The following is an 18280-nucleotide window of genomic DNA, read 5'->3' as shown; positions in this document are numbered from 1 at the left end:
AGCCGTCCACCGCTTCGCATCACGCCGGTCGCAAATGTGGCCGCCCGCTCCCCTGTCGGCATACCGTCGGGACATCCCCGAAGAACGGACAAGGGCAGCATGGATCTCGGACTCACTGCGAAGAGGGCCATCGTCACCGGCGGTAGCCGCGGCATCGGCTACGCCATCGCGCGGGCACTGGCCACCGAAGGTGCCGACGTGGTGATCGCGGCCCGTACCGCGGCCGATCTCGACATCGCGGCGAAGACCCTCTCGGAGGAGACCGGGCGACGAATCGTTCCCGTGCCCACCGACACCAGCGACCAGGCCTCGGTCGACGCACTCGTCGCGCGGGCCGTCGCCGAACTCGGTGGCGTCGACATCCTCGTCAACTCCGCCGCCACACCCTGGAGCGCCGACAAGCCGACGAGTTTCGCCGCGACCACCGACGACATCGTGCGCAACGAAGTCGAGATCAAGATCCTCGGCTGTCTGCGCACCGCACGCGCCGTCGCCCCCTACCTGATCGAGCAGGGCTGGGGCCGGATCATCAACATCAGCGGGCTCGGCGCGCGCAGCGCGAACTCCATCGCCCAGACGGTCCGGAACGTCAGCGTTGCAGCCGTGACGAAGAACCTCGCCGACGAACTCGGCCCGCACGGCATCAACGTCACCGTGGTCCACCCCGGCCGCACCCGCACAGAACGGCTGGCGGCGCGACTGGCCGAGGAGTCCGCCGAGACGGGCACGCCGATAGCCGAACTGGAACAGCAGATCGCGAAGAACTCCGTGAACCGCCTCATCGACGCGAGCGAGGTCGCCGACGTCGTCGCGTTCCTCGCGAGCCCGCGCAGCATCGGCATCACCGGCGATGCGATCGCCGTGGGCGGCGGCGTACCCGGCGCGGTCTACTACTGACCGGTCCGACGAAACGATACGGCACCGCCGTCAGCGCAAGATTCGACGGCACCGCCGTCAGCGCAAGATTCGACGGCACCGCCGTCAGCGCAGGATCGTTTTGATCTCCAGGAACTCCTCGAGCCCGAAGACACCGGCCTCGCGTCCGATACCCGACTGCTTGTAACCACCGAAAGGTGCGTCGGTGTTGAAGGCGCCGCCGTTGATGTAGACCTGACCGGTGCGCATACGGCGGGCCACGGCCTCCGCTCGCGCTGGGTCGGCCGACCAGACCCCACCGGACAGGCCGTACTCGCTGTCGTTGGCAATGCGCACCGCATCGTCCTCGTCCTGGTATCCGATGATCGACAGCACCGGCCCGAAGATCTCCTCGCGGGCGATCGTCATCTCCGGCGCGACGTTCGTGAACACGGTCGGGCCGACGAAGTAGCCGGTGGTGAACTCGGTTTCGCGTCCGTCGAGCACCAGTTCGGCCCCCTCCTCGACGCCCTTGTCGATGTACGCCTTCACGCGGGCCTGCTGCGTGCCGCTGACGAGCGGGCCCAGCTTCGACGACGGATCGTCGGGCAGCCCGACGGTGTAGGCCCGCGCGACCTGCTCGGCGACGGCGGTGGCCTCCTGCAGACGGTCGGCGGGGACGAGCATGCGGGTCAGGGCGGTGCAGGTCTGGCCGGAGTTGAGGAAGCACTTGCCGACACCCTCGGTGACGGCGGCGGTGAGGTCGGCATCGTCGAGGATGATGTTGGCCGACTTGCCGCCGAGTTCGAGCGCGACCTTCTTCACCGTCTCCGCAGCGACGACCGAGACGCGCTTGCCGGCACGCGTCGAGCCCGTGAACGACACCATGTCGACGTCGGGGTGTGCGGCGATGGCCTCGCCGACGACCGGTCCGTAACCGCTGACGAGGTTGAACACGCCCGGCGGCAGGCCGGCCTCGTCGACGATGTCGACGAGCGCGTAGGTCACCAGCGGCGCGACCTCGGTGGGCTTGAGCACCACGGTGCACCCGGCGGCGAGCGCGGCGAACACCTTGAGCACCACCTGGTGCAGCGGGTAGTTCCACGGGGTGATCGCCCCGACGACCCCGATGGGTTCGCGTACGACCAGGGCGTTGCCGATCTCCTGGTCGTCGAAGTCGTACGTTCCGGCCAGCGACGCATAGGCGGCAATATTCTTCAGCGGCATCCCGACCTGGATGGCACGCGCGAAGTGAGCGGGCATCCCCATGTCCTGGGAGACGACGCTCGTGAGTTCGTCGGCACGCTCGTTCGCCAGCGAGGAGACCTTCTCCAGGTAGGCGGCGCGCGACGCACCACTGAGCGCGGACCAGGCCGGGAAGGCCGCCTTCGCTGCGGCGACCGCCCGATCGACATCGGAGGCGGCACCCTCGGCGACCGCGGCGACGACCTCTTCGGTCGTCGGGTTCACGACCTCGATGCGGCCGGCGCCGTCGGAGTCCACCCACTGCCCGTCGATGTAGATCTTCGTGCGGTCGAGAATGTCGGTCATATCGCTCTCCCTGCTCGTAGTCCGGCCTGTCGACGCCGTTGGGCGCGAGCGTAGCGAAGACCCTCCCGCAATAAAGCGTTTACTCCCGGCGGGTTGTGATGTATCCCGCCGTCACCGGAGTTAACACGTGCGCTACACTTGCCATTGCTGCTCGCGCGCTCCACCGTCGCAACGCACGGCGCATTCGGACAAAGACGTCTGCATTCACACATATCGTCTCCGGCACATGTCTATGCACCTCAGGAGCTGCGCCTTCCCACGCGTTCCCCCTCTTCGCATCGTCACTGCCGGTCGACGTCGAATTCGATGCACCGAGGAGGACGTCCGTGACGCACGCCAGTGACACCGGCCTGTACGACAGCACGCTGGACAAGAGCAGTTGTGGTGTCGGTTTCATCACCCGCAAGGACGGCGTGCAGACCCACGACGTGCTCACCCGCGGTCACGAGGCCCTGTGCGTCGTGCCGCACCGCGGTGGCATGTCCGCCGAGGGTGTCGGCGACGGAGCCGGCATCAACGTGGACCTGTCGGTCGCCTTCTTCTCCGAGATCACCGGAAAACCATTGCAGGAAGGGCACTTCGGTGTCGGAAACTTCTTCCTCCCCACCGATCCCGCGGCGCATGCCGATGCCGAGGAACTCGTCTCGTCAGCACTCGCCGGAGCCGGGGTCACCGTGCTCACGATGCGCGACGTCCCCGTCGACGACAGCGTGTTGCGTTCTGCCGCAACGAAATACCAGCTGCCGATCCGTCAGTGGATCTTCACGCGGCCCGATGCGTGCGACTCCGTCGACGAGTTCGACCGACTGCTGCACGGCGTGCTCCTCGAGGTCGAGGCCCGCGCCTACACCGAGCCGGAACTGGGCGGGCTGTACCCGCTCTCGCTCAGTGCGCGCACGCAGGTTCTCAAGAACCGCTTGAACTCTCACGAGGTCATCCCGTACTTCCGCGATCTCACCGATCCGCGGCACGCGGTGCACACCCTGTTCTTCCACACCCGGTTCTCGACGAACACCGATCCGCATCCGACGATGGCGCAGCCGTTCCGCCTCATAGCGCACAACGGTGAGCTGAACACCGATCGCAAGAACCGGCTGTTCGAGGGCGCCCTCGCCCGCGCGATGGGCCGTGACATCATTCGCCCGCCGGGACAGTCCGACAGCTGCCGCTTCGACCAGACCCTGGCCTCGCGTATCGCCCACAACGAACTCGACCTCGTCACCGCCGTCGTGCAGATGATGCCGCCTGCCTGGGAGAACGACACCGAGCTGTCGCCACAGGTCCGCGCGATGCTCGAGTTCTTCTCCCTGTACGAGGAGAAGAACGACGGCCCCGCGGCGCTGGTCTTCGGCAACGGCACCGTCGTCGGCGCGCGCCTCGACCGCCTCGGCCTGCGTCCGCTGCGCACCGTGGAGACCGAAGAGTACCTCGCCGTCACCTCCGAGGCCGGCCAGTTCGACTTCGCGCCCGAGACCGTGCTGCGTCGCGGCCGCATCGAGGCCGGTGGCATGCTGTACTTCGATCACCGCACGCGCCGCTCCTACGGAGCGGATGAGGCGCTCGAACTTCTTGCTGCCCGGCAGAATTACGCGTCGCTCGTCGACGAGGCCCGCCGCAATCTCGATGCCCTGCCCGAGGTTCCCGCCGAGAAGGCCGGTTCCCCGCTGCGCTACAACGGCGATCTCGAGCGTTACCAGCGCTACGTGTCCTACAGCATCAACCAGGAATCCTTCCGGTTCATGCTCGACCCGATGCTCGCGTCGGGTCAGGAGCGCATCTCCGCGATGGGTTACGGCAACGCCATCAACGCCCTGTCGGATCAGGAAGGCGGTGTGGCCAAGTACTTCTCGCAGCGCTTCGCCCAGGTCACCAACCCGTCGCTGGACTCGATCCGCGAAGCGGACGGCATGACCCTGCGCGTCGCGCTCGGTGCTCGCCCCGGTAGCGGTGCTCCCGTCTCGTCCGCGACCCAGATCGTGGTGCCCACCCCGATCCTCACGCACCTCGACATGCTGCGTATCCGCGAGCAGTCCGACACCCCGGTGCGGCGTTTCGAGATGCTGTACTCCCCCGTCTTCGACGACGCCAAGGCGAACGCGGCCGCGCTCGCCGCCGCGATCGACGGTACGGCCGAGGCCATTGCCGATTTCGCCCGCGAATCCGGTGGCATCGCCGTGCTCACCGACCGCCACGTCTCCACCGACCGCGCCGGACTGCCGATGGTGCTCACCGTCGCCGCGGTCAACCAGCGCCTGATCGACGAGGGATTGCGTCTGCGCGTGTCCGTCATCGTCGAATCCGGACAGCTGTTCTCGTCGCATCACATCGCCGCGACCCTCGGTTTCGGTGCCGCTGCGGTGTATCCGCTCACGGTGCAGATGCGCGCCGAGGAGAAGTTCGGCGACGATGCCGACGCCGCGTTCCTGAAGTTCCGCAAGGCTGCGGAGAAGTCGCTCATGAAGACGATGGGACGCGTCGGCCTGTGCACCGTCGAGTCGTACATCGGCGGTGAGTTCTTCGAGCCGAGCTATCTCGACACGAGTGACGAGGTGCTCGCGCGCTGGTTCCCGAACGTGAAGTCCCCGGTCGGCGGTGTCGGTTTCACCACCCTCGCGCAGGCCGTCGCCGACTGGCACCGTCGCGCTCTCACCGTGGAGACGGAGAAGGACGTCCCGCTGCTGGGTCTGTTCAAGGAGCGCGCCGAGGGCGCCGGTCACTCGTTCGGCACGACCGCCGTGCGCGGCTTCGTGGACATGACCGAGGAGCCCTTCGCGCTGCCCGTGGAGAAGGAGGCCGAGCCGGATCTGACCGACGCGCTGCGTCTGCTGCCGCTGCACCGGCTCTCCGACGCGCACGGTCTCGACGACGCGTCGTACCGCTACGGCGGCTTCCGCGCCCTGACACCCGCCGAGATCGATGCCTTCGAGATCACCCCGGGTTACCGCGCGTTCGCCCGCACGATGGCCGACGAGCGCACACAGCGTCCCGCGGCGCTGCGCGACGTGCTCGCCCTGCCCGCCGACGTCACCTACGCCGTCACCGCCGAGGACTTCACCAAGGAGATGGGCCGCTTCGCGCGGTTCGGCAACAACTCGATGCTCGTGCGCGGGATCTCCGCGGCGCGGGTCGGTGAGAGCGAATTCGTCCTGCGTCTGACCGGTCCGCTCGCAGACGACCACCGTCGTCCCGATGCGCTCGCGGCCTCGCTCGTCGCGCGCTTCGGTGACGGCATCGTCTCGCACCGTTGCTACGGCGACACCCTGACCGTGCACGCGATCGGTGACGCCGCGCGCTATCTCGAGCAGGTCCGCCAGGCCCCGCTGAGCGTGCGGCTCGACCGGGTGCAGCCGGCGCACGAGATCACCCCGGCGCTCGCGTCGGGTGCGATGAGCCATGGCGCGCTCAACTCCAACGCCCACGAGGCCGTCGCCCACGGCACCAACATGGTCGGCGGCATGTCGAACTGCGGTGAGGGCGGCGAGCACATCTCCCGCTACGGCACCATCCGCGGGTCGCGCATCAAGCAGTTCGCGTCCGGCCGCTTCGGTGTGTGGGCCGGTTATCTCGCCGATCCGATGCTCGAGGAGATCGAGATCAAGATCGCGCAGGGCGCGAAGCCCGGTGAGGGCGGCCAGTTGCCCGCCAAGAAGGTCACGGTGGAGATCGCCGCGGCGCGCGGTGCGACCCCGGGCGTCGAGCTGGTCTCGCCGCCGCCGCACCACGACACCTACTCCATCGAGGACCTCGCCCAGCTCATCCACGACGCCAAGGCGGCGCGGGTGCGGGTGATCGTCAAGCTCGTCTCCTCGGAGGGCATCGGCACGATCGCCGTGGGTGTCGCGAAGGCCGGCGCCGACGTCATCAACGTCGCCGGCAACACCGGCGGCACGGGTGCCGCCTCGGTGACCTCGCTGAAGTACGCGGGCCGGTCCGCGGAGATCGGTGTGGCCGAGGTCCACCAGGCCCTCACGGCCAACGGTCTGCGCGACAAGGTCGTGCTGCGCTGCTCGGGTGCGCACCAGACGGCGTCGGACGTCATCGTCTCCGCGCTGCTCGGCGCCGACAGCTTCGAGTTCGGCACCACCGCGCTGATGATGCTCGGCTGCGTCATGGCGAAGAACTGCAACGTCAAGTGCCCGGCAGGTCTGACCACGAATCCCGAAGTGTTCAACGGCGATCCGCGGGCGATGGCCCAGTACCTGCTCAACGTCGCGCACGAGACCCGAGAGCTGCTCGCCCGCCTGGGTCTGCGGTCGCTGCGCGACGCGCGTGGCCGCGCCGACCTGCTGCACCTGCTCGACCACCCGTCGAGCGTGGGCCGGCTGGACCTGCGGGCGATGCTCGCGGTGCTGCCCGAGGTGCACATCGACAATCCGGTCTACATGGAGAAGGACTACTCGCTCGACGAGGCGTGGGTGGCCCGGCTGCGCGAGGCCCTCGTCGATGCGAAGGAGCTCACCGTCTCGCTCGGCGACGGCGTGCAGCTGACGAACAACAACAAGAGCGTCGGCGCGCAGCTGGCGATCGACATCGAGCGCATGCTCAACCACGAGGATCTCGGCGCCCTGCCGGCCGTGCTCGACGACGAGCGCGGACGCCGGTGGCTACGCGACGGCACCGTCACCATCACCACCTCCGGTTCGGCGGGCCTGTCCTTCGGGGCGTTCTGCAACGACGGCATGCACATCGAGCACACCGGTACCGCCAACGACGGCGTCGGCAAGGGCCAGTGCGGCGGGCAGATCGTGCTGCACTCCCCCGGCGGCGGCAGCGACCGACGCGGCGGCAACGTGCTCATCGGCAACTTCGCGCTCTTCGGTGCGACCGGTGGTCGCCTGTTCGTCGAGGGTGAGGCCGGCGACCGCTTCGCGGTGCGCAACTCCGGCGCCACCGCCGTCGTCGAGGGTGTCGGCGAGTTCGCCTGCGAGTACATGACCAACGGCGCGGTGCTCAACATCGGCGAGTTCGGCAAGGGCTTCGGCAACGGCATGTCGGGCGGGTTCGTCTACCAGTACGACCCCGAGGGCCTGCTCCCCCGCAAGGCCAGCGCCGACTCGATCGTCCTCGGGTCGATCACCGGCGACGACCCGCAGGCCGCGATCCACAACGCCGCCGTGCTGCAGCTGCTGCACCTGCACGTCGAGGCGACCGGCTCGGTGAAGGCCCGCTTCCTGATCGACAACTGGCAGGTCGAGCAGCACCGCTTCGCGTACGGCATGCCGCGCGCGCTGCTGCAGTACCAGGACCTCGACGAGATCCTCGCCGCAGCGTCGCGCAAGGACCTCGCCGCCGAGGTCGCCACGGCGCTGGTCGCGCACCAGGTGCGCAAGTTCAAGGAGAACTACCGCTCGGGTGTTCCCGTCGCCGATGGTGTCACCCCGGACGCGACCGACACCGAGGCCATGTACGCGCTGCTCAACAACTACACGGTGCTCGCCGCCGCGCAGGAGATGGCGCTGCAGAAGGTCCCCGGCGCCACCGACGTGTCGGATCCGGCGGTACAGAAGACCGCACGCAATCTGCTGCTCACCGAGGACTTCTTCCTCGTCGCGAAGCTCGAGCGCTACGCCCTCGCGGCGATCGCCGATCACACCGACGAGCAGCTCGCGGCGCTGGTCGCCGACAAGCGCCTGAACGACTACAAGCAGGCCCTGGCCCTGCGCAACGTCCGCTCGGTCGATGCGCCGGGTACCTACGGCTGGATCCTCTTGCAGAGCCGCAAGAATCTCGACGCCGCAGGTCGCCTGCCCGGTTACGAGGAACTGTTCGCACGCAACGCCGTCCCGAACGTCCTCACCTCCAGGATGGGAGTCTCCGCGTGACCACCACCGGCCCGTTCATTCCCCTCGACGCTCCGTTCACCGCCGATCAGCGGTCGTGGCTCTCCGGCTTCGTCGCCGGGATGCAGACCCGCCTGTTCTCCGGTGGTCCCGCCGCCGATGCCGGGACCGTCGGCTCGGCGCCTGCTCTGCACGTGCTCTACGGCTCGCAGACCGGCAATGCCGAAGCCGTCGCCGAGGACGCCGCGGCTGCAGCGCGCACCCAGGGCTTCGCGCCCGTCGTGTGCGCTCTCGACGACATGGACCTCGACCGGTTCGCCGGTCTGGGCCAGGTCCTGATCGTCACATCCACCTACGGCGAGGGCGAGATGCCCGACAACGCCGAGCTGTTCTGGGATGCGCTGTCGGCCGAGAGCGCGCCGCGCCTCGACGGCATGAACTTCGCGGTGCTCGCTCTCGGTGACACCGGTTACGACGGGTTCTGCCAGGCCGGCAAGCTCATCGACATGCGTCTCGAGCAGCTCGGTGCGCAGCGCATCGTGCCTCGGGTGGACTGCGACGTCGAGTTCGAGGAGCTCGCCGCGACGTGGATCGCGGAGACGCTGCCGCTCGTCGCGGCCGTCGAGGGCATCGTGGGCGATGACGCTCCCGCCCCCGCGGCGCCGGCCCGGGCGAAGTCGCAGTGGACCCGCAAGAATCCCTATCCGGCGGTGCTGACGTCGAACGTGCTCCTGTCCGGGGAGGACTCGGCGAAGGAGATTCGGCACTACGAGTTCGCGCTCGCCGATTCCGGTCTCGAATACGAAGCGGGCGACGCGCTGAACGTGGTGCCCGTCAACGACACCGAACTCGTGCACGCGATCCTCGGTCGGCTCGGTCTCGACGGCGCGACCGTCCCCGAGGGTCACGACGACACGCTCGAGCACCTCCTCACCTACAACTACGAGATCACCGCTCCGTCCGTCGATCTCCTCGAGGAGATCGAGAAACACACGGGTAACGAGGAACTCACCTATGTGCTGCGGCACGGCGACAAGGCCGCGCTCGACGAATGGTTGTGGGGCCGCGACATTCTCGACGTGCTCCTGCTCGATCCCGCGCCCGAGCTGTCGGCCGAGCAGTTCCTGGCGCTGTTGCGTCCGCTGCAGCACCGGGCGTACTCGATCTCGTCGAGCCCGAACGCGTGCGACGGTTCGGTGCACCTGACGGTCGCGGCGGTGCGCTACGGCACCGACGGCCGCGAGCGTCGCGGGGTGTGCTCGACCTTCCTCGCCGATCGTGTCGGTGAAGGCAAGGTCGGCATCTTCGTGTCGAAGAACAAGGCCTTCCGCGTGCCCGCCGACGACACCGCACCGATGATCATGGTCGGTCCGGGCACCGGCATCGCACCCTTCCGCGGCTTCCTACAGGAACGTCGCGCACGGGGTGCGACGGGGAAGAACTGGCTGTTCTTCGGCGACCAGAAGCGCGGCTGCGACTACATCTACGAACAGGAGTTGGCCGAGTTCGCCGACTCGGGTGTGCTCACGCGCCTGGACCTGGCGTTCTCCCGGGATCAGGCCGAGAAGATCTACGTGCAGACCCGCATGAAGGAGCACGGCGCGGAACTGTTCGCGTGGCTCGAGGAGGGTGGACACTTCTACATCTGCGGCGACGCGTCGCGGATGGCGAAGGACGTCGACCGTGCGCTGCACGAGATCGTCGCCGAGCACGGCGGCATGAAAGACGAGCAGGCCGCCGAGTACGTCACCACCCTCAAGCGCGAGAAGCGGTACGTGCGCGACGTGTACTGAGCAGGCCGGGGGTACGCACCGCCGCCGCGAGGCTCGCAACACCATCGGTCACCGGTGGCGTTGCGAGCCCCGAGCGCGTGTTGCGAACCTCCCCGGAGGCACCATCGGAATGCCTTAGACTGTGCTGCAGGTCACACGAGGGAGTAGCTCGATGCCCGATCGCTCCGCAGCACGCAGCCGGCAGGCACCGACCGCCGACAGTCCCGACCGGATCCGCAACGTTGCCCTGGTGGGGTGCAGCGGCTCCGGGAAAACCACCCTCACCGAATCCCTCGCCGTCGCAGCGGGCGCCGTCGGGTGCGCCGGGCGCGTGGCAGAGGGCACCACGGTGTCCGACTACGAGGGGATCGAGCAGCGCCACCGCAGGTCGGTGCAGCTGTCCGTCGTCCCCCTCGAATGGAACGACATCAAGATCAACCTGATCGACACGCCGGGACACCCCGACTTCGACGCCGAGGTCCGCGCAGCCCTGCACGCGGCCGACGCGGCGATCTTCGTCGTCTCCGCCACCGATCCCATCAGCGCAGCGACCCGCGCGCTCTGGCGCGAATGCGACGACGAGGCGATCCCCCGCGCGATCGTGGTGAACAAACTCGATGTCGCCCGGCACAGCTTCGACGACATGCTCACCGACTGTCACGTCGCCTTCGGATTGGGACCGGACACCCTGAGGGCCATGTTCTATCCCGTCTACGACGGCGACCGCCCGATCGGGTCGATGGGTCTGCTGACGGGCCGCAGCTACGGCGAACCCGGTCCGTGCCCGGTGTCCACCGAAGCGCGCGAGAGCCTCGTGGAGGCCATCTCCGGCCAGGACGACACGCTCATGGAGCGGTTCATCGCCGGCGAGCAACTCGACACGGCCTCCCTGCAGGAAGGACTCACCCGCGAGATCCTGGCGTGCACCCTGCACCCGGCCGTTCCCGCCGACGAGACGGGAATCGGTGCCGTCGAACTGCTCGAATTGATCACCACCGGATTCCCCGCACCGACGCAGCGCGGTCGTGGTGCACCGCCGTGCGATCCGGACGGTCCGCTCGCCGCGCAGGTCGTGCGCGTGGCCGGCGACTCCTATGTCGGGCGGATCAGCCTGGTGCGCGTGTACTCCGGCACGCTGCGACCCGACACGATCGTCGCGCTGGCCGACGGCGACCGCGACAGCCGCGAACGCATTCCCGCCCTGACGAGCCCGTTCGGCAAGCAACAGCGCCCGGTCGGTGAAGCCGTGGCGGGAGACATCGCCTCCGTCGGGAAGCTCGCGACGGCACAACCCGGTGACGTCCTGTACGACCCCGACCATCCGGTCCCGCTCGACCGGTGGCCCACCCCGACTCCCCTGCTGCCCGTCGCGATCGAGGCACACACCCGCACCGACGACGACAAGCTGTCCCAGGCCCTGTCGCGCCTCGCCTCCGAGGATCCCGCGCTGCGCGTCGAGCAGAATCCCGAGACCCATCAGCTCGTGCTGTGGTGCACGGGTGAAGCGCACGCCGAACTGGTCCTCGAACGGTTGCGCACCCGGCACGGTGTCCAGGTCGACACGGTCGAGCATCGGGTGCCGCTCGAGGAGACCTTCGCCGGCCCCGCGAAAGGCCACGGCAGGCTCGTCAAACAATCCGGCGGGCACGGTCAGTACGCGGTCGTCGACGTCGAGGTCGAACCACTGCCGGTGGGCAGCGGGGTGGTGTTCGCCGAGAAGGTGGTGGGCGGTGCGGTTCCGCGCCAGTTCATCCCGTCCGTGGAGAAGGGCGTGTACGCGCAGGCCGAGAAGGGCGTGACGACGGGATATCCGCTCGTCGACGTGCAAGTCACCCTCGTCGACGGCAAGGCCCACTCGGTGGATTCGTCCGACGCGGCCTTCCAGGCCGCCGCCGGGCTGGCCCTGCGGGATGCGGCCTCACACAGCACCGTTCGCGTACTCGAACCGGTCGCCGCCGTGCGGGTGATCGTGCCGGAGGAGCATCTCGGCGCGGTCCTCAGCGATCTGTCGGCCCGGCGCGGACGGGTGCTCGGCACCGAATCCCCCGAGCCGGGTGTCGCCCTGTTGCGCGCGGAGGTTCCCGAGCTCGAACTCGGCCGCTATCCGGTGGAACTGCGGGCCATCACGCAGGGCACCGCCGATTTCGCCCGCCAGTATCTGCGGCACGAACCGATGCCCGAGAATCTCGCGGCCCGCTACGGCGAGTCGGACTGACCGCTGCACCGCACGAGCAGCGTGTCAGCATGAACGCCATGAGCGTTCTGCTGTGCTTTCACGCACACCCCGACGACGAGGTGTTCCTCACCGGTGGCGTGATGCGCCGAGCCGCCGACGCCGGGCATCGCGTCGTCCTCGTCGTCGCCACCGACGGTGCCCGCGGCGAATATCCCGACGGGCTGCTCGCGCCCGGCGAATCCCTCGCCGCCCGCCGCACGAAGGAACTCGAGGAATCGGCCCGGGCGCTGGGTGCGGCGAGGGTGGTGCCCTTCGGCTACGGCGATTCGGGGATGGCCGGCACCGCCGGCAACCACGACCCGAATGCCTTCGCCAACGCCGATCCGAGCGAGGTGGGAGCCAGACTGGCCGCCGTGATCGAGCAGGAACGCGCCGATGTCGTCACGATCTACGACGAGCACGGCGGCTACGGCCATCCCGATCACGTCCAGGTCCACCGGGCCGGGATCCATGCCGAACGGATCACCGGACACGACGCCGTCTACGAGGCATCGAGCAACCGGGACCACCTTATGCGGCTGCTCTCGGCGCTGCCGGACACCCCCGACGACGTACGCCCACCGGACCTCGAGACGTTCGGCCTACCGGAATCGGAACTGACCACCGCGGTGGACGTGTCGACGGCGCTGGCCGCCAAACGCGCTGCCATGATCGGCTACGAGTCGCAGATCGGAGACTTCGGGCCGATGCTGAACATGCCCGAGGAACACCTGCGGGCCGCCTTCGGTGTCGAATGGTTCCGGCGCCGCGGTGTTCCGCCCGGGCTGCAGGAGACCGAGCTCCCGCTCTGACCCGAACGATCACGAGGAGAGAAGTGGAACAACGCATCGAGGTCTCGCGCAACATCGCCGCACCACCATCCGCGGTGTGGCGGGTGCTCACCGCGCTGGACGAGGCGCCCACCACCCTGCGTGCGGTGAAGGCCGTGGAACGACTGGACGGCACCGGCTACGAGGTGGGCACACGGTGGCGGGAGACCCGCGTGATGTTCGGACAGTCGGCGACCGAGGAGATGCAGGTCGCCGAGGCGGATCCGGAGCGGCGCACCGTCGTCGTCGCCGAATCCCGCGGCGCCCGCTACCGGACCGTCTTCGACCTGACCCCCTCGGCGGGCGGCACGGATCTGTCCGTGGAGTTCTCCGGCGAGAGCGGACCCCTCGGCGCCTTCGCTCAGCTTGCGATGACCGTGTTCGCGCCGCTCGCGAAACGCGCGACCCGCAAGGCCCTCGAACAGGACCTCGCCGACATCGCCGCCGCAGCCGAGCGGGCGGGATGAGCTAGGCGGCGGGAACGGTCTCATCGAGCTTGCCGGTGGTGATCGGTGTGAGCAGAACCGTTGCCCGTTTGACCGTTCCGGCGCTCGGGTACCGCTCCCCTGCACCCTACGAACGAAGGACGGACGTCGATGGACAACGCCCCCAAGCACGGTTCGGGCCGCCCAGAGGACAACGACGACCTCACCGGGCAGAAGATCAAGCATCTCGTCGACAAGCTCGAGCAGAAGGTCGAGAAGGAACGCGAGGAGGAGGGTGCGCCCGGCAACGTCGCGGACCGGGTGAGGACGGAGAAGGTCGAGCCCGACGATCAGGCTCCCGAATGAGTCGGCCTCAGGCGTAGATCCGCCCGTAGAGATCGCGGATCTCCTCGGCCGTCGGGATCCTCGGGTTGTTGTTCGGGGATCCCGACGCCAGCGCCTGCTCGGCCATGACCGGGAGCCTCTCGTCCCAGGTCTGCTTGTCGATGCCGTACGACTTCGGTGTCGGCACCTCCACGTGGCGGCACAGTTCCTTCAGCGCGACGACCAGGTCTGCGGCGGCGGTCGCATCCGAGGCGTCCGTCGAGGCCGCGCCGAGCGCGCGGGCGCAGTCGGCATAGCGGGACTCGGCGGCATCCACCGAGAACTCGGTGACCGCCGGGAACAGCATCGCGTTCGACAGTCCGTGCGCAACATGGAAGTGCGCCCCGATCGGACGGCTCATGCCGTGCACGAGCGCGACGCTGGAGTTGGAGAAGGCGATGCCCGCCTGCGTGGCGGCCAGCATCATCCGCTCGCGCGCCTCGGCGTCCTGCCCGTCCGCGTAGACGCGCCGCAGTACCTGTCCGATGGTGTCGATCGCGACGAGCGCGAGGCTGTCGGAGAACGGGTTCGCCTTCCTGCTGACATAGGCCTCGATGGCATGGGTGAGTGCATCCACGCCGGTGTCCGCCGTCAGGCGCGGGGGCATCGTCATGGTGAGCCGATAGTCGACGATCGCAGCGACCGGCAGGAAGGCCTGGCCCGTGCACAGCATCTTCTCGTCGGACTCGCTGTCGCTGATGATCGTGAACTGGGTTGCCTCCGAGCCGCTTCCCGCCGTGGTCGGCACGGCGATCACCGGTAGCGCCGGGCCGATGTTGTCGCGCGGCACCTTGTAGTCGCGCATGTGACCGCCCTTCCGGGCGAGCAGGCCGAGGGCCTTGGCCGTGTCCATCGGGCTTCCCCCACCGAACCCGATCACACAGTCGGCGTCGTGCTCGGCGACCGCTGCGGCACCCGCGTCGAGCGAGGCGGTGGTGGGGTCGGGAACGGTCTCGGCGAAGACTGCCGGCCGCAGTCCGGCGGCCTCGAGCTGCGCGACCATCCGATCCACCGCACCGGTGCCGACCAGGAACTTGTCGGTCACCACCAGGGGCCGGGCGAGTCCGAGTCCGGCGACTACCTCACCGATCTCCTCGACGGCGCCCCCGCCGACGCGCATGATGCGTGGAAGTGCGATGGAAGCCACGTGCGATCCCTCCTCGAGTATCCGTCGGACGGGTCGTGTCTACCGCATCACAACCGCGAGTGGAGACATCCGGCGGATCTCGGGGAGTCTCAGCTCTGGACGACCCGTAGTACATCCCCGCCTGCCCCGGAGCCCTTCCGCGCGGTGAGCAGCCCGAGGCGCTCGAGGTCGTCCGCGCGGTAACCGGGCCATCCGTGCAGCATGCGACGCCACCGTTCCGGCACTGCGGACGCACCCCACCGGGCGCCGAGCAGTCCGCCCGCGATGGCCGCGACCGTGTCGGTGTCGTTGCCTGCGCGGACGGCCAGTTCGAGCGCCTCCGGCAGGTGTCCGGGGCCGTCGGTGCGGGCGTGCGTGATCGCCCACCACGCCGCCTGCAGGGCGTGGACGACCCAGCCGTTGTTGTCGAACACGCGCGGACTCGGCGCGGTCTCCGCCTCGTCCAGCAGCGCCGTCCACCGCTGTGCGGCGGGCTGGGACAGGCAGGACAGGGCGACCCGCACCCCGTCGAAGGTGCCGTGGAGGACGGCGTGACGGATCGCGAACGACCACAGTCGGCATGCCTCGGATGCCTGCTCGTCCGCGTGGGTGAGGCTGCTGATCGCATGCGCCGTGGACAGGCACCGCTCGGCGTCGTCGAGGTAGGCGAGCCCGACGGGTGCGGTGCGCATGAGCGATCCGTTGCCACCGGTGCGTCCGGGGAGGCTGCGGGCGCGCGCCGTCATGGTGACGGCGGTGGGGCCCGCCTCGCGCAGGACGGCACGCGTCTGGTTGCCGATGTCCTTAGGGTTCGTGGCGTACCAGCGGAGGAACTGCGCCGCGACCGCGTCGAGTCCGGCGCCCTCACCGATGTCGACGCCGGTCGCCGAGACCTCGGCGATCGCGAGGGCCATGGAGGTGTCATCGGTCCACTCACCGGGCGCGAACGGCCCGAGTCCGCCGCCGATCATGTCGATGGGCGTGGTGTCCGTCGGATACGTGAATTCGTATCCGGCCCCGAGTGCGTCGCCTGCTGCGGTGGCGAGCAGGACTCCGGCTGCCCGGTCGTTCTGTGCTGCGGTTGTTTCCATGAACCCCTCTATTCGATCAAGTCCGCGCTAAAGTTAGCGCATCAATGATTGAATGTCCATCATGGGCACACCGACCGACTCGACCGGCAGGTCGCTCACCGACTACCCGCGCCCCTCGGTGGCCGTGGACGTCGCCGTCCTCACCATCGACGAAGTACTGAAGGTACTGGTCGTCGAACGTCCCGACGGCACCTTCGCCCTGCCGGGCACCTTCCTGCACCCCGGTGAGCGACTCGCCGAGGCCGCCGAACGCGCCCTGCGCGACAAGGCCGGACTCACGGGTGTCGACTTCCACCAGCTGGCCATGCTCGACGATCCCGAGCGCGACGACCGCGGGTGGGTGCTGTCGATGGCCCACGGCGCCGCGGTGCCGGTCGCCGAGATCCCCGCCGAGGCGTATCTCGTGCCGACCACCGAGACCTCCGACCTCGCCTTCGACCATGCCGAGATCGTCGACCTGGCCGTCGCCGACCTGCGACGCCGGTACTCCGCCGAGGTCGACCCCGGCAACTTCCTCGGCGAGCAGTTCACCGTGCTCGACCTGCGACTGCTGTACGAGACCGTCTATGCCCGCAGCTATCCCAAGGACACCTTCCGCCGGCACCTGCTGCACGGCCTCGAACCCACCGGCGAACTGCACAGGGAGGGCACGGGCCGGCCCGCCGAGATCTACCGCCGGCGCGGCACTCCCCTGCCGTCGTCCACCGCCGCCTTCCTCCTGCAGTGAGAAATCAGGCCGTCGGCCTGCAACGAAGAATCAGGACGCCAGCGCGTGCGCGATCTCCGCGGCGACCGCGACGTTCCCGCGATAGACCGCGACATTCGTCTCGAGCGAGTGCCCCTCGGTGGCCCGGTGCATGTGTTCGAGCAGGAACGGGGTGATCGCCTTGCCGCGTGTCCCGGCCTCGGCTGCGGCGTGTTCGGCCTCGGCGAGCACGCGATCGTGCAGTTCCGGATCGATCTGAGCCTCGGCCGCCACCGGATTCCCGACGAGCACCGCCGCCCGCAGACCCAGCCCGTCCCGCGCCCGCGCCACCGCCGCGGCCTGCTCCGCCGACTCCACCTCGTCGACATCGCAGCCGCTGTCGCGCACATAGAAGCCGGGAAAACGCGTGGTCCGATAGCCGACCACGACCACCCCGAGCGTCTCGAGCCGTTCGAGTGTGGCAGGGATGTCGAGGACGGATTTGACGCCGCCGCTCACCACGAGGATCGGAAGTGTCGCCAGCGCAACGAGATCCGCGCTCTCGTCGAAGGTCGACGAAGCCCCCCGATGCACGCCGCCCAGGCCGCCGGTGGCGAATACGTCGATCCCGGCGCGATGCGCGAGCAGCGCCGTCGCCGACACCGTGGTCCCCCCGTGCAATCCCTTCGCCGCCGCGACCGGCAGGTCGCGGATACCGAGCTTGACGACCGGGACGTCCTCGGCACCGAGCATGCGGATCTGCTGTTCCGACAAACCGACCGTCGGCGTGCCGTCGACAACCCCGATGGTCGCGGGCAGCACCCCGGAATCGCGCAGACGTTTCTCGGCCTCGAGGGCGACCTCGACGTTGCGTGGCCGGGTGAGGCCGTGTGTGAAGATCGTCGATTCGAGCGCCACGACCGGCCGTCCGGCCGCGATCGCTTCGCGCACGTAGTCCGCGACGCGGATCGTTTCGCTCATACGACCGACGATAACGCGGCCTAACCGATCGACGCGGCCGTGCGACGTCCCATCTTCGCGAGGATCCGGGCCGTGCGGTCTGCGTCCTCGGGAACCGGCACCGCCGGAGCACAGACACCGTCCATGTAGAGCGCGTCGCCGAAACTGTCGGCGCCGGCCTCCATCCGGTCGAGTTCGGCGTCCGAGAAGGTCACATCGACCCCCGCGCTGCGTGCGATGTCCCAGCGATGCACGAGCATGTCCCAGAGGTAGAACTGTTCGAAGGTCGCACCCACCGTGGTCGGCCCGAAGTATCCGTCGTATGTCGTCGAGACGAACGAGTCGTCCGCGAGGATCTCGGCGATCCGTGCCGTGTGCGTCCTCCACGCCTCGACAGGACGGTCGGTCTCGGGCCGCTCCCCCATCTCGACGCCGCGTCCGGCGAAGAAGTCCCGCTGCGTGTCGATGACGTGGGCCAGGACGTCGCGCGCCGTCCACCCCTCACACGGCGACTGCGCATCCCAGTCGGTGCCGCGGAGCGACGAGATCACGTCGGTGAGCGGCTTGTCGGCCTCTGCGTGTCGCAGTGCTGTTGTATTCATAACT

The 18280-nt window shown here is 68.8% G+C and carries 13 protein-coding genes; 8 read left to right on the top strand and 5 right to left on the bottom strand.

Translation table 11 applies throughout. The annotated features are described in order from the left end of the window. Positions 1 to 99 precede the first annotated feature (99 nt). Positions 100 to 897, top strand: a complete 798-nt coding sequence (locus BO226_RS04080; RefSeq protein ID WP_071934666.1) for an SDR family NAD(P)-dependent oxidoreductase — start codon at positions 100 to 102, stop codon at positions 895 to 897. Positions 898 to 981: 84 nt separating this feature from the next. On the opposite strand, the gene BO226_RS04075 is transcribed toward BO226_RS04080, so the two are convergent. Continuing rightward, the gene (locus tag BO226_RS04075; protein ID WP_006552885.1) at positions 982 to 2406 is read right to left on the bottom strand and encodes an aldehyde dehydrogenase family protein; all 1425 of its coding nucleotides are present in this window, start codon (positions 2404 to 2406) and stop codon (positions 982 to 984) included. Positions 2407 to 2732: 326 nt separating this feature from the next. Here BO226_RS04075 and BO226_RS04070 point away from each other — a divergent pair, with 326 nt between their 5' ends. The 6 genes from BO226_RS04070 (at position 2733) to BO226_RS04045 (ending at position 13794) form a co-directional block, all read left to right on the top strand. Beyond that, positions 2733 to 8228, top strand: a complete 5496-nt coding sequence (locus BO226_RS04070) for a glutamate synthase-related protein (protein WP_071934665.1) — start codon at positions 2733 to 2735, stop codon at positions 8226 to 8228. Then, positions 8225 to 9979 (top strand): sulfite reductase subunit alpha, encoded by a 1755-nt coding sequence (locus tag BO226_RS04065; protein WP_071934664.1) that lies wholly within the window; start codon positions 8225 to 8227, stop codon positions 9977 to 9979. Before BO226_RS04070 ends, BO226_RS04065 begins: the two co-directional genes overlap by 4 nt. Before the next feature lie 151 nt (positions 9980 to 10130). Beyond that, complete coding sequence (locus tag BO226_RS04060; protein ID WP_071934663.1) at positions 10131 to 12173, top strand: elongation factor G-like protein EF-G2; 2043 nt, start codon at positions 10131 to 10133, stop codon at positions 12171 to 12173. A gap of 38 nt (positions 12174 to 12211) precedes the next feature. Then, positions 12212 to 12985, top strand: coding sequence for a PIG-L deacetylase family protein (locus BO226_RS04055; RefSeq protein WP_071936350.1), 774 nt, complete (start codon positions 12212 to 12214; stop codon positions 12983 to 12985). A gap of 23 nt (positions 12986 to 13008) precedes the next feature. Continuing rightward, positions 13009 to 13470 carry an SRPBCC family protein gene (locus BO226_RS04050; RefSeq protein WP_039587779.1) on the top strand — a complete coding sequence of 154 codons (462 nt, stop codon included), beginning with the start codon at positions 13009 to 13011 and terminating at the stop codon, positions 13468 to 13470. Between the two features lie 129 nt (positions 13471 to 13599). Then, the gene (locus tag BO226_RS04045) at positions 13600 to 13794 is read left to right on the top strand and encodes a hypothetical protein (protein WP_006552878.1); all 195 of its coding nucleotides are present in this window, start codon (positions 13600 to 13602) and stop codon (positions 13792 to 13794) included. Positions 13795 to 13801: 7 nt separating this feature from the next. Here the strand turns inward: BO226_RS04045 and BO226_RS04040 are convergent, their stop codons facing one another. Next, entirely contained in the window at positions 13802 to 14932 is a 1131-nt protein-coding gene (locus tag BO226_RS04040) for an iron-containing alcohol dehydrogenase (protein ID WP_071936349.1), read from the bottom strand. A gap of 116 nt (positions 14933 to 15048) precedes the next feature. Continuing rightward, a complete protein-coding gene (locus BO226_RS04035) occupies positions 15049 to 16029 on the bottom strand; it encodes an ADP-ribosylglycohydrolase family protein (RefSeq protein WP_006552877.1) in 981 nt (326 codons plus the stop codon). A gap of 61 nt (positions 16030 to 16090) precedes the next feature. On the opposite strand from BO226_RS04035, the gene BO226_RS04030 reads away from it, so the two are divergent. After that, on the top strand, positions 16091 to 16756 hold the full coding sequence (locus BO226_RS04030; RefSeq protein WP_024103645.1) for an NUDIX hydrolase: 666 nt from the start codon (positions 16091 to 16093) through the stop codon (positions 16754 to 16756). A 30-nt stretch (positions 16757 to 16786) separates the two neighbouring features. Here BO226_RS04030 and BO226_RS04025 read toward each other — a convergent pair whose 3' ends face one another. Beyond that, positions 16787 to 17695: a pseudouridine-5'-phosphate glycosidase gene (locus BO226_RS04025; protein WP_033098016.1), complete on the bottom strand. Its 909-nt coding sequence runs from the start codon at positions 17693 to 17695 to the stop codon at positions 16787 to 16789. Between the two features lie 20 nt (positions 17696 to 17715). Beyond that, positions 17716 to 18276, bottom strand: coding sequence for a TIGR03086 family metal-binding protein (locus BO226_RS04020; protein ID WP_033098055.1), 561 nt, complete (start codon positions 18274 to 18276; stop codon positions 17716 to 17718). Positions 18277 to 18280: the final 4 nt, after the last annotated feature.

Origin of the sequence: Rhodococcus sp. 2G (assembly GCF_001886355.1) — a bacterium.
In the GTDB taxonomy this organism is placed as follows: Bacteria; Actinomycetota; Actinomycetes; order Mycobacteriales; family Mycobacteriaceae; genus Rhodococcus; species Rhodococcus pyridinivorans.
This window is presented reverse-complemented; position numbering and strand designations above follow the sequence as displayed.

Bases quoted from the DNA above. Each gene is read 5' to 3' on its own strand.
- BO226_RS04045 (WP_006552878.1), top strand. From the start codon at position 13,600: ATGGACAACGCCCCCAAGCACGGTTCGGGCCGCCCAGAGGACAACGAC.
- BO226_RS04055 (WP_071936350.1), top strand. From the start codon at position 12,212: ATGAGCGTTCTGCTGTGCTTTCACGCACACCCCGACGACGAGGTGTTC.
- BO226_RS04075 (WP_006552885.1), bottom strand. From the start codon at position 2,406: ATGACCGACATTCTCGACCGCACGAAGATCTACATCGACGGGCAGTGG.
- BO226_RS04030 (WP_024103645.1), top strand. From the start codon at position 16,091: ATGGGCACACCGACCGACTCGACCGGCAGGTCGCTCACCGACTACCCG.
- BO226_RS04020 (WP_033098055.1), bottom strand. From the start codon at position 18,276: ATGAATACAACAGCACTGCGACACGCAGAGGCCGACAAGCCGCTCACC.
- BO226_RS04080 (WP_071934666.1), top strand. From the start codon at position 100: ATGGATCTCGGACTCACTGCGAAGAGGGCCATCGTCACCGGCGGTAGC.
- BO226_RS04040 (WP_071936349.1), bottom strand. From the start codon at position 14,932: ATGCGCGTCGGCGGGGGCGCCGTCGAGGAGATCGGTGAGGTAGTCGCC.
- BO226_RS04060 (WP_071934663.1), top strand. From the start codon at position 10,131: ATGCCCGATCGCTCCGCAGCACGCAGCCGGCAGGCACCGACCGCCGAC.
- BO226_RS04025 (WP_033098016.1), bottom strand. From the start codon at position 17,695: ATGAGCGAAACGATCCGCGTCGCGGACTACGTGCGCGAAGCGATCGCG.
- BO226_RS04035 (WP_006552877.1), bottom strand. From the start codon at position 16,029: ATGGAAACAACCGCAGCACAGAACGACCGGGCAGCCGGAGTCCTGCTC.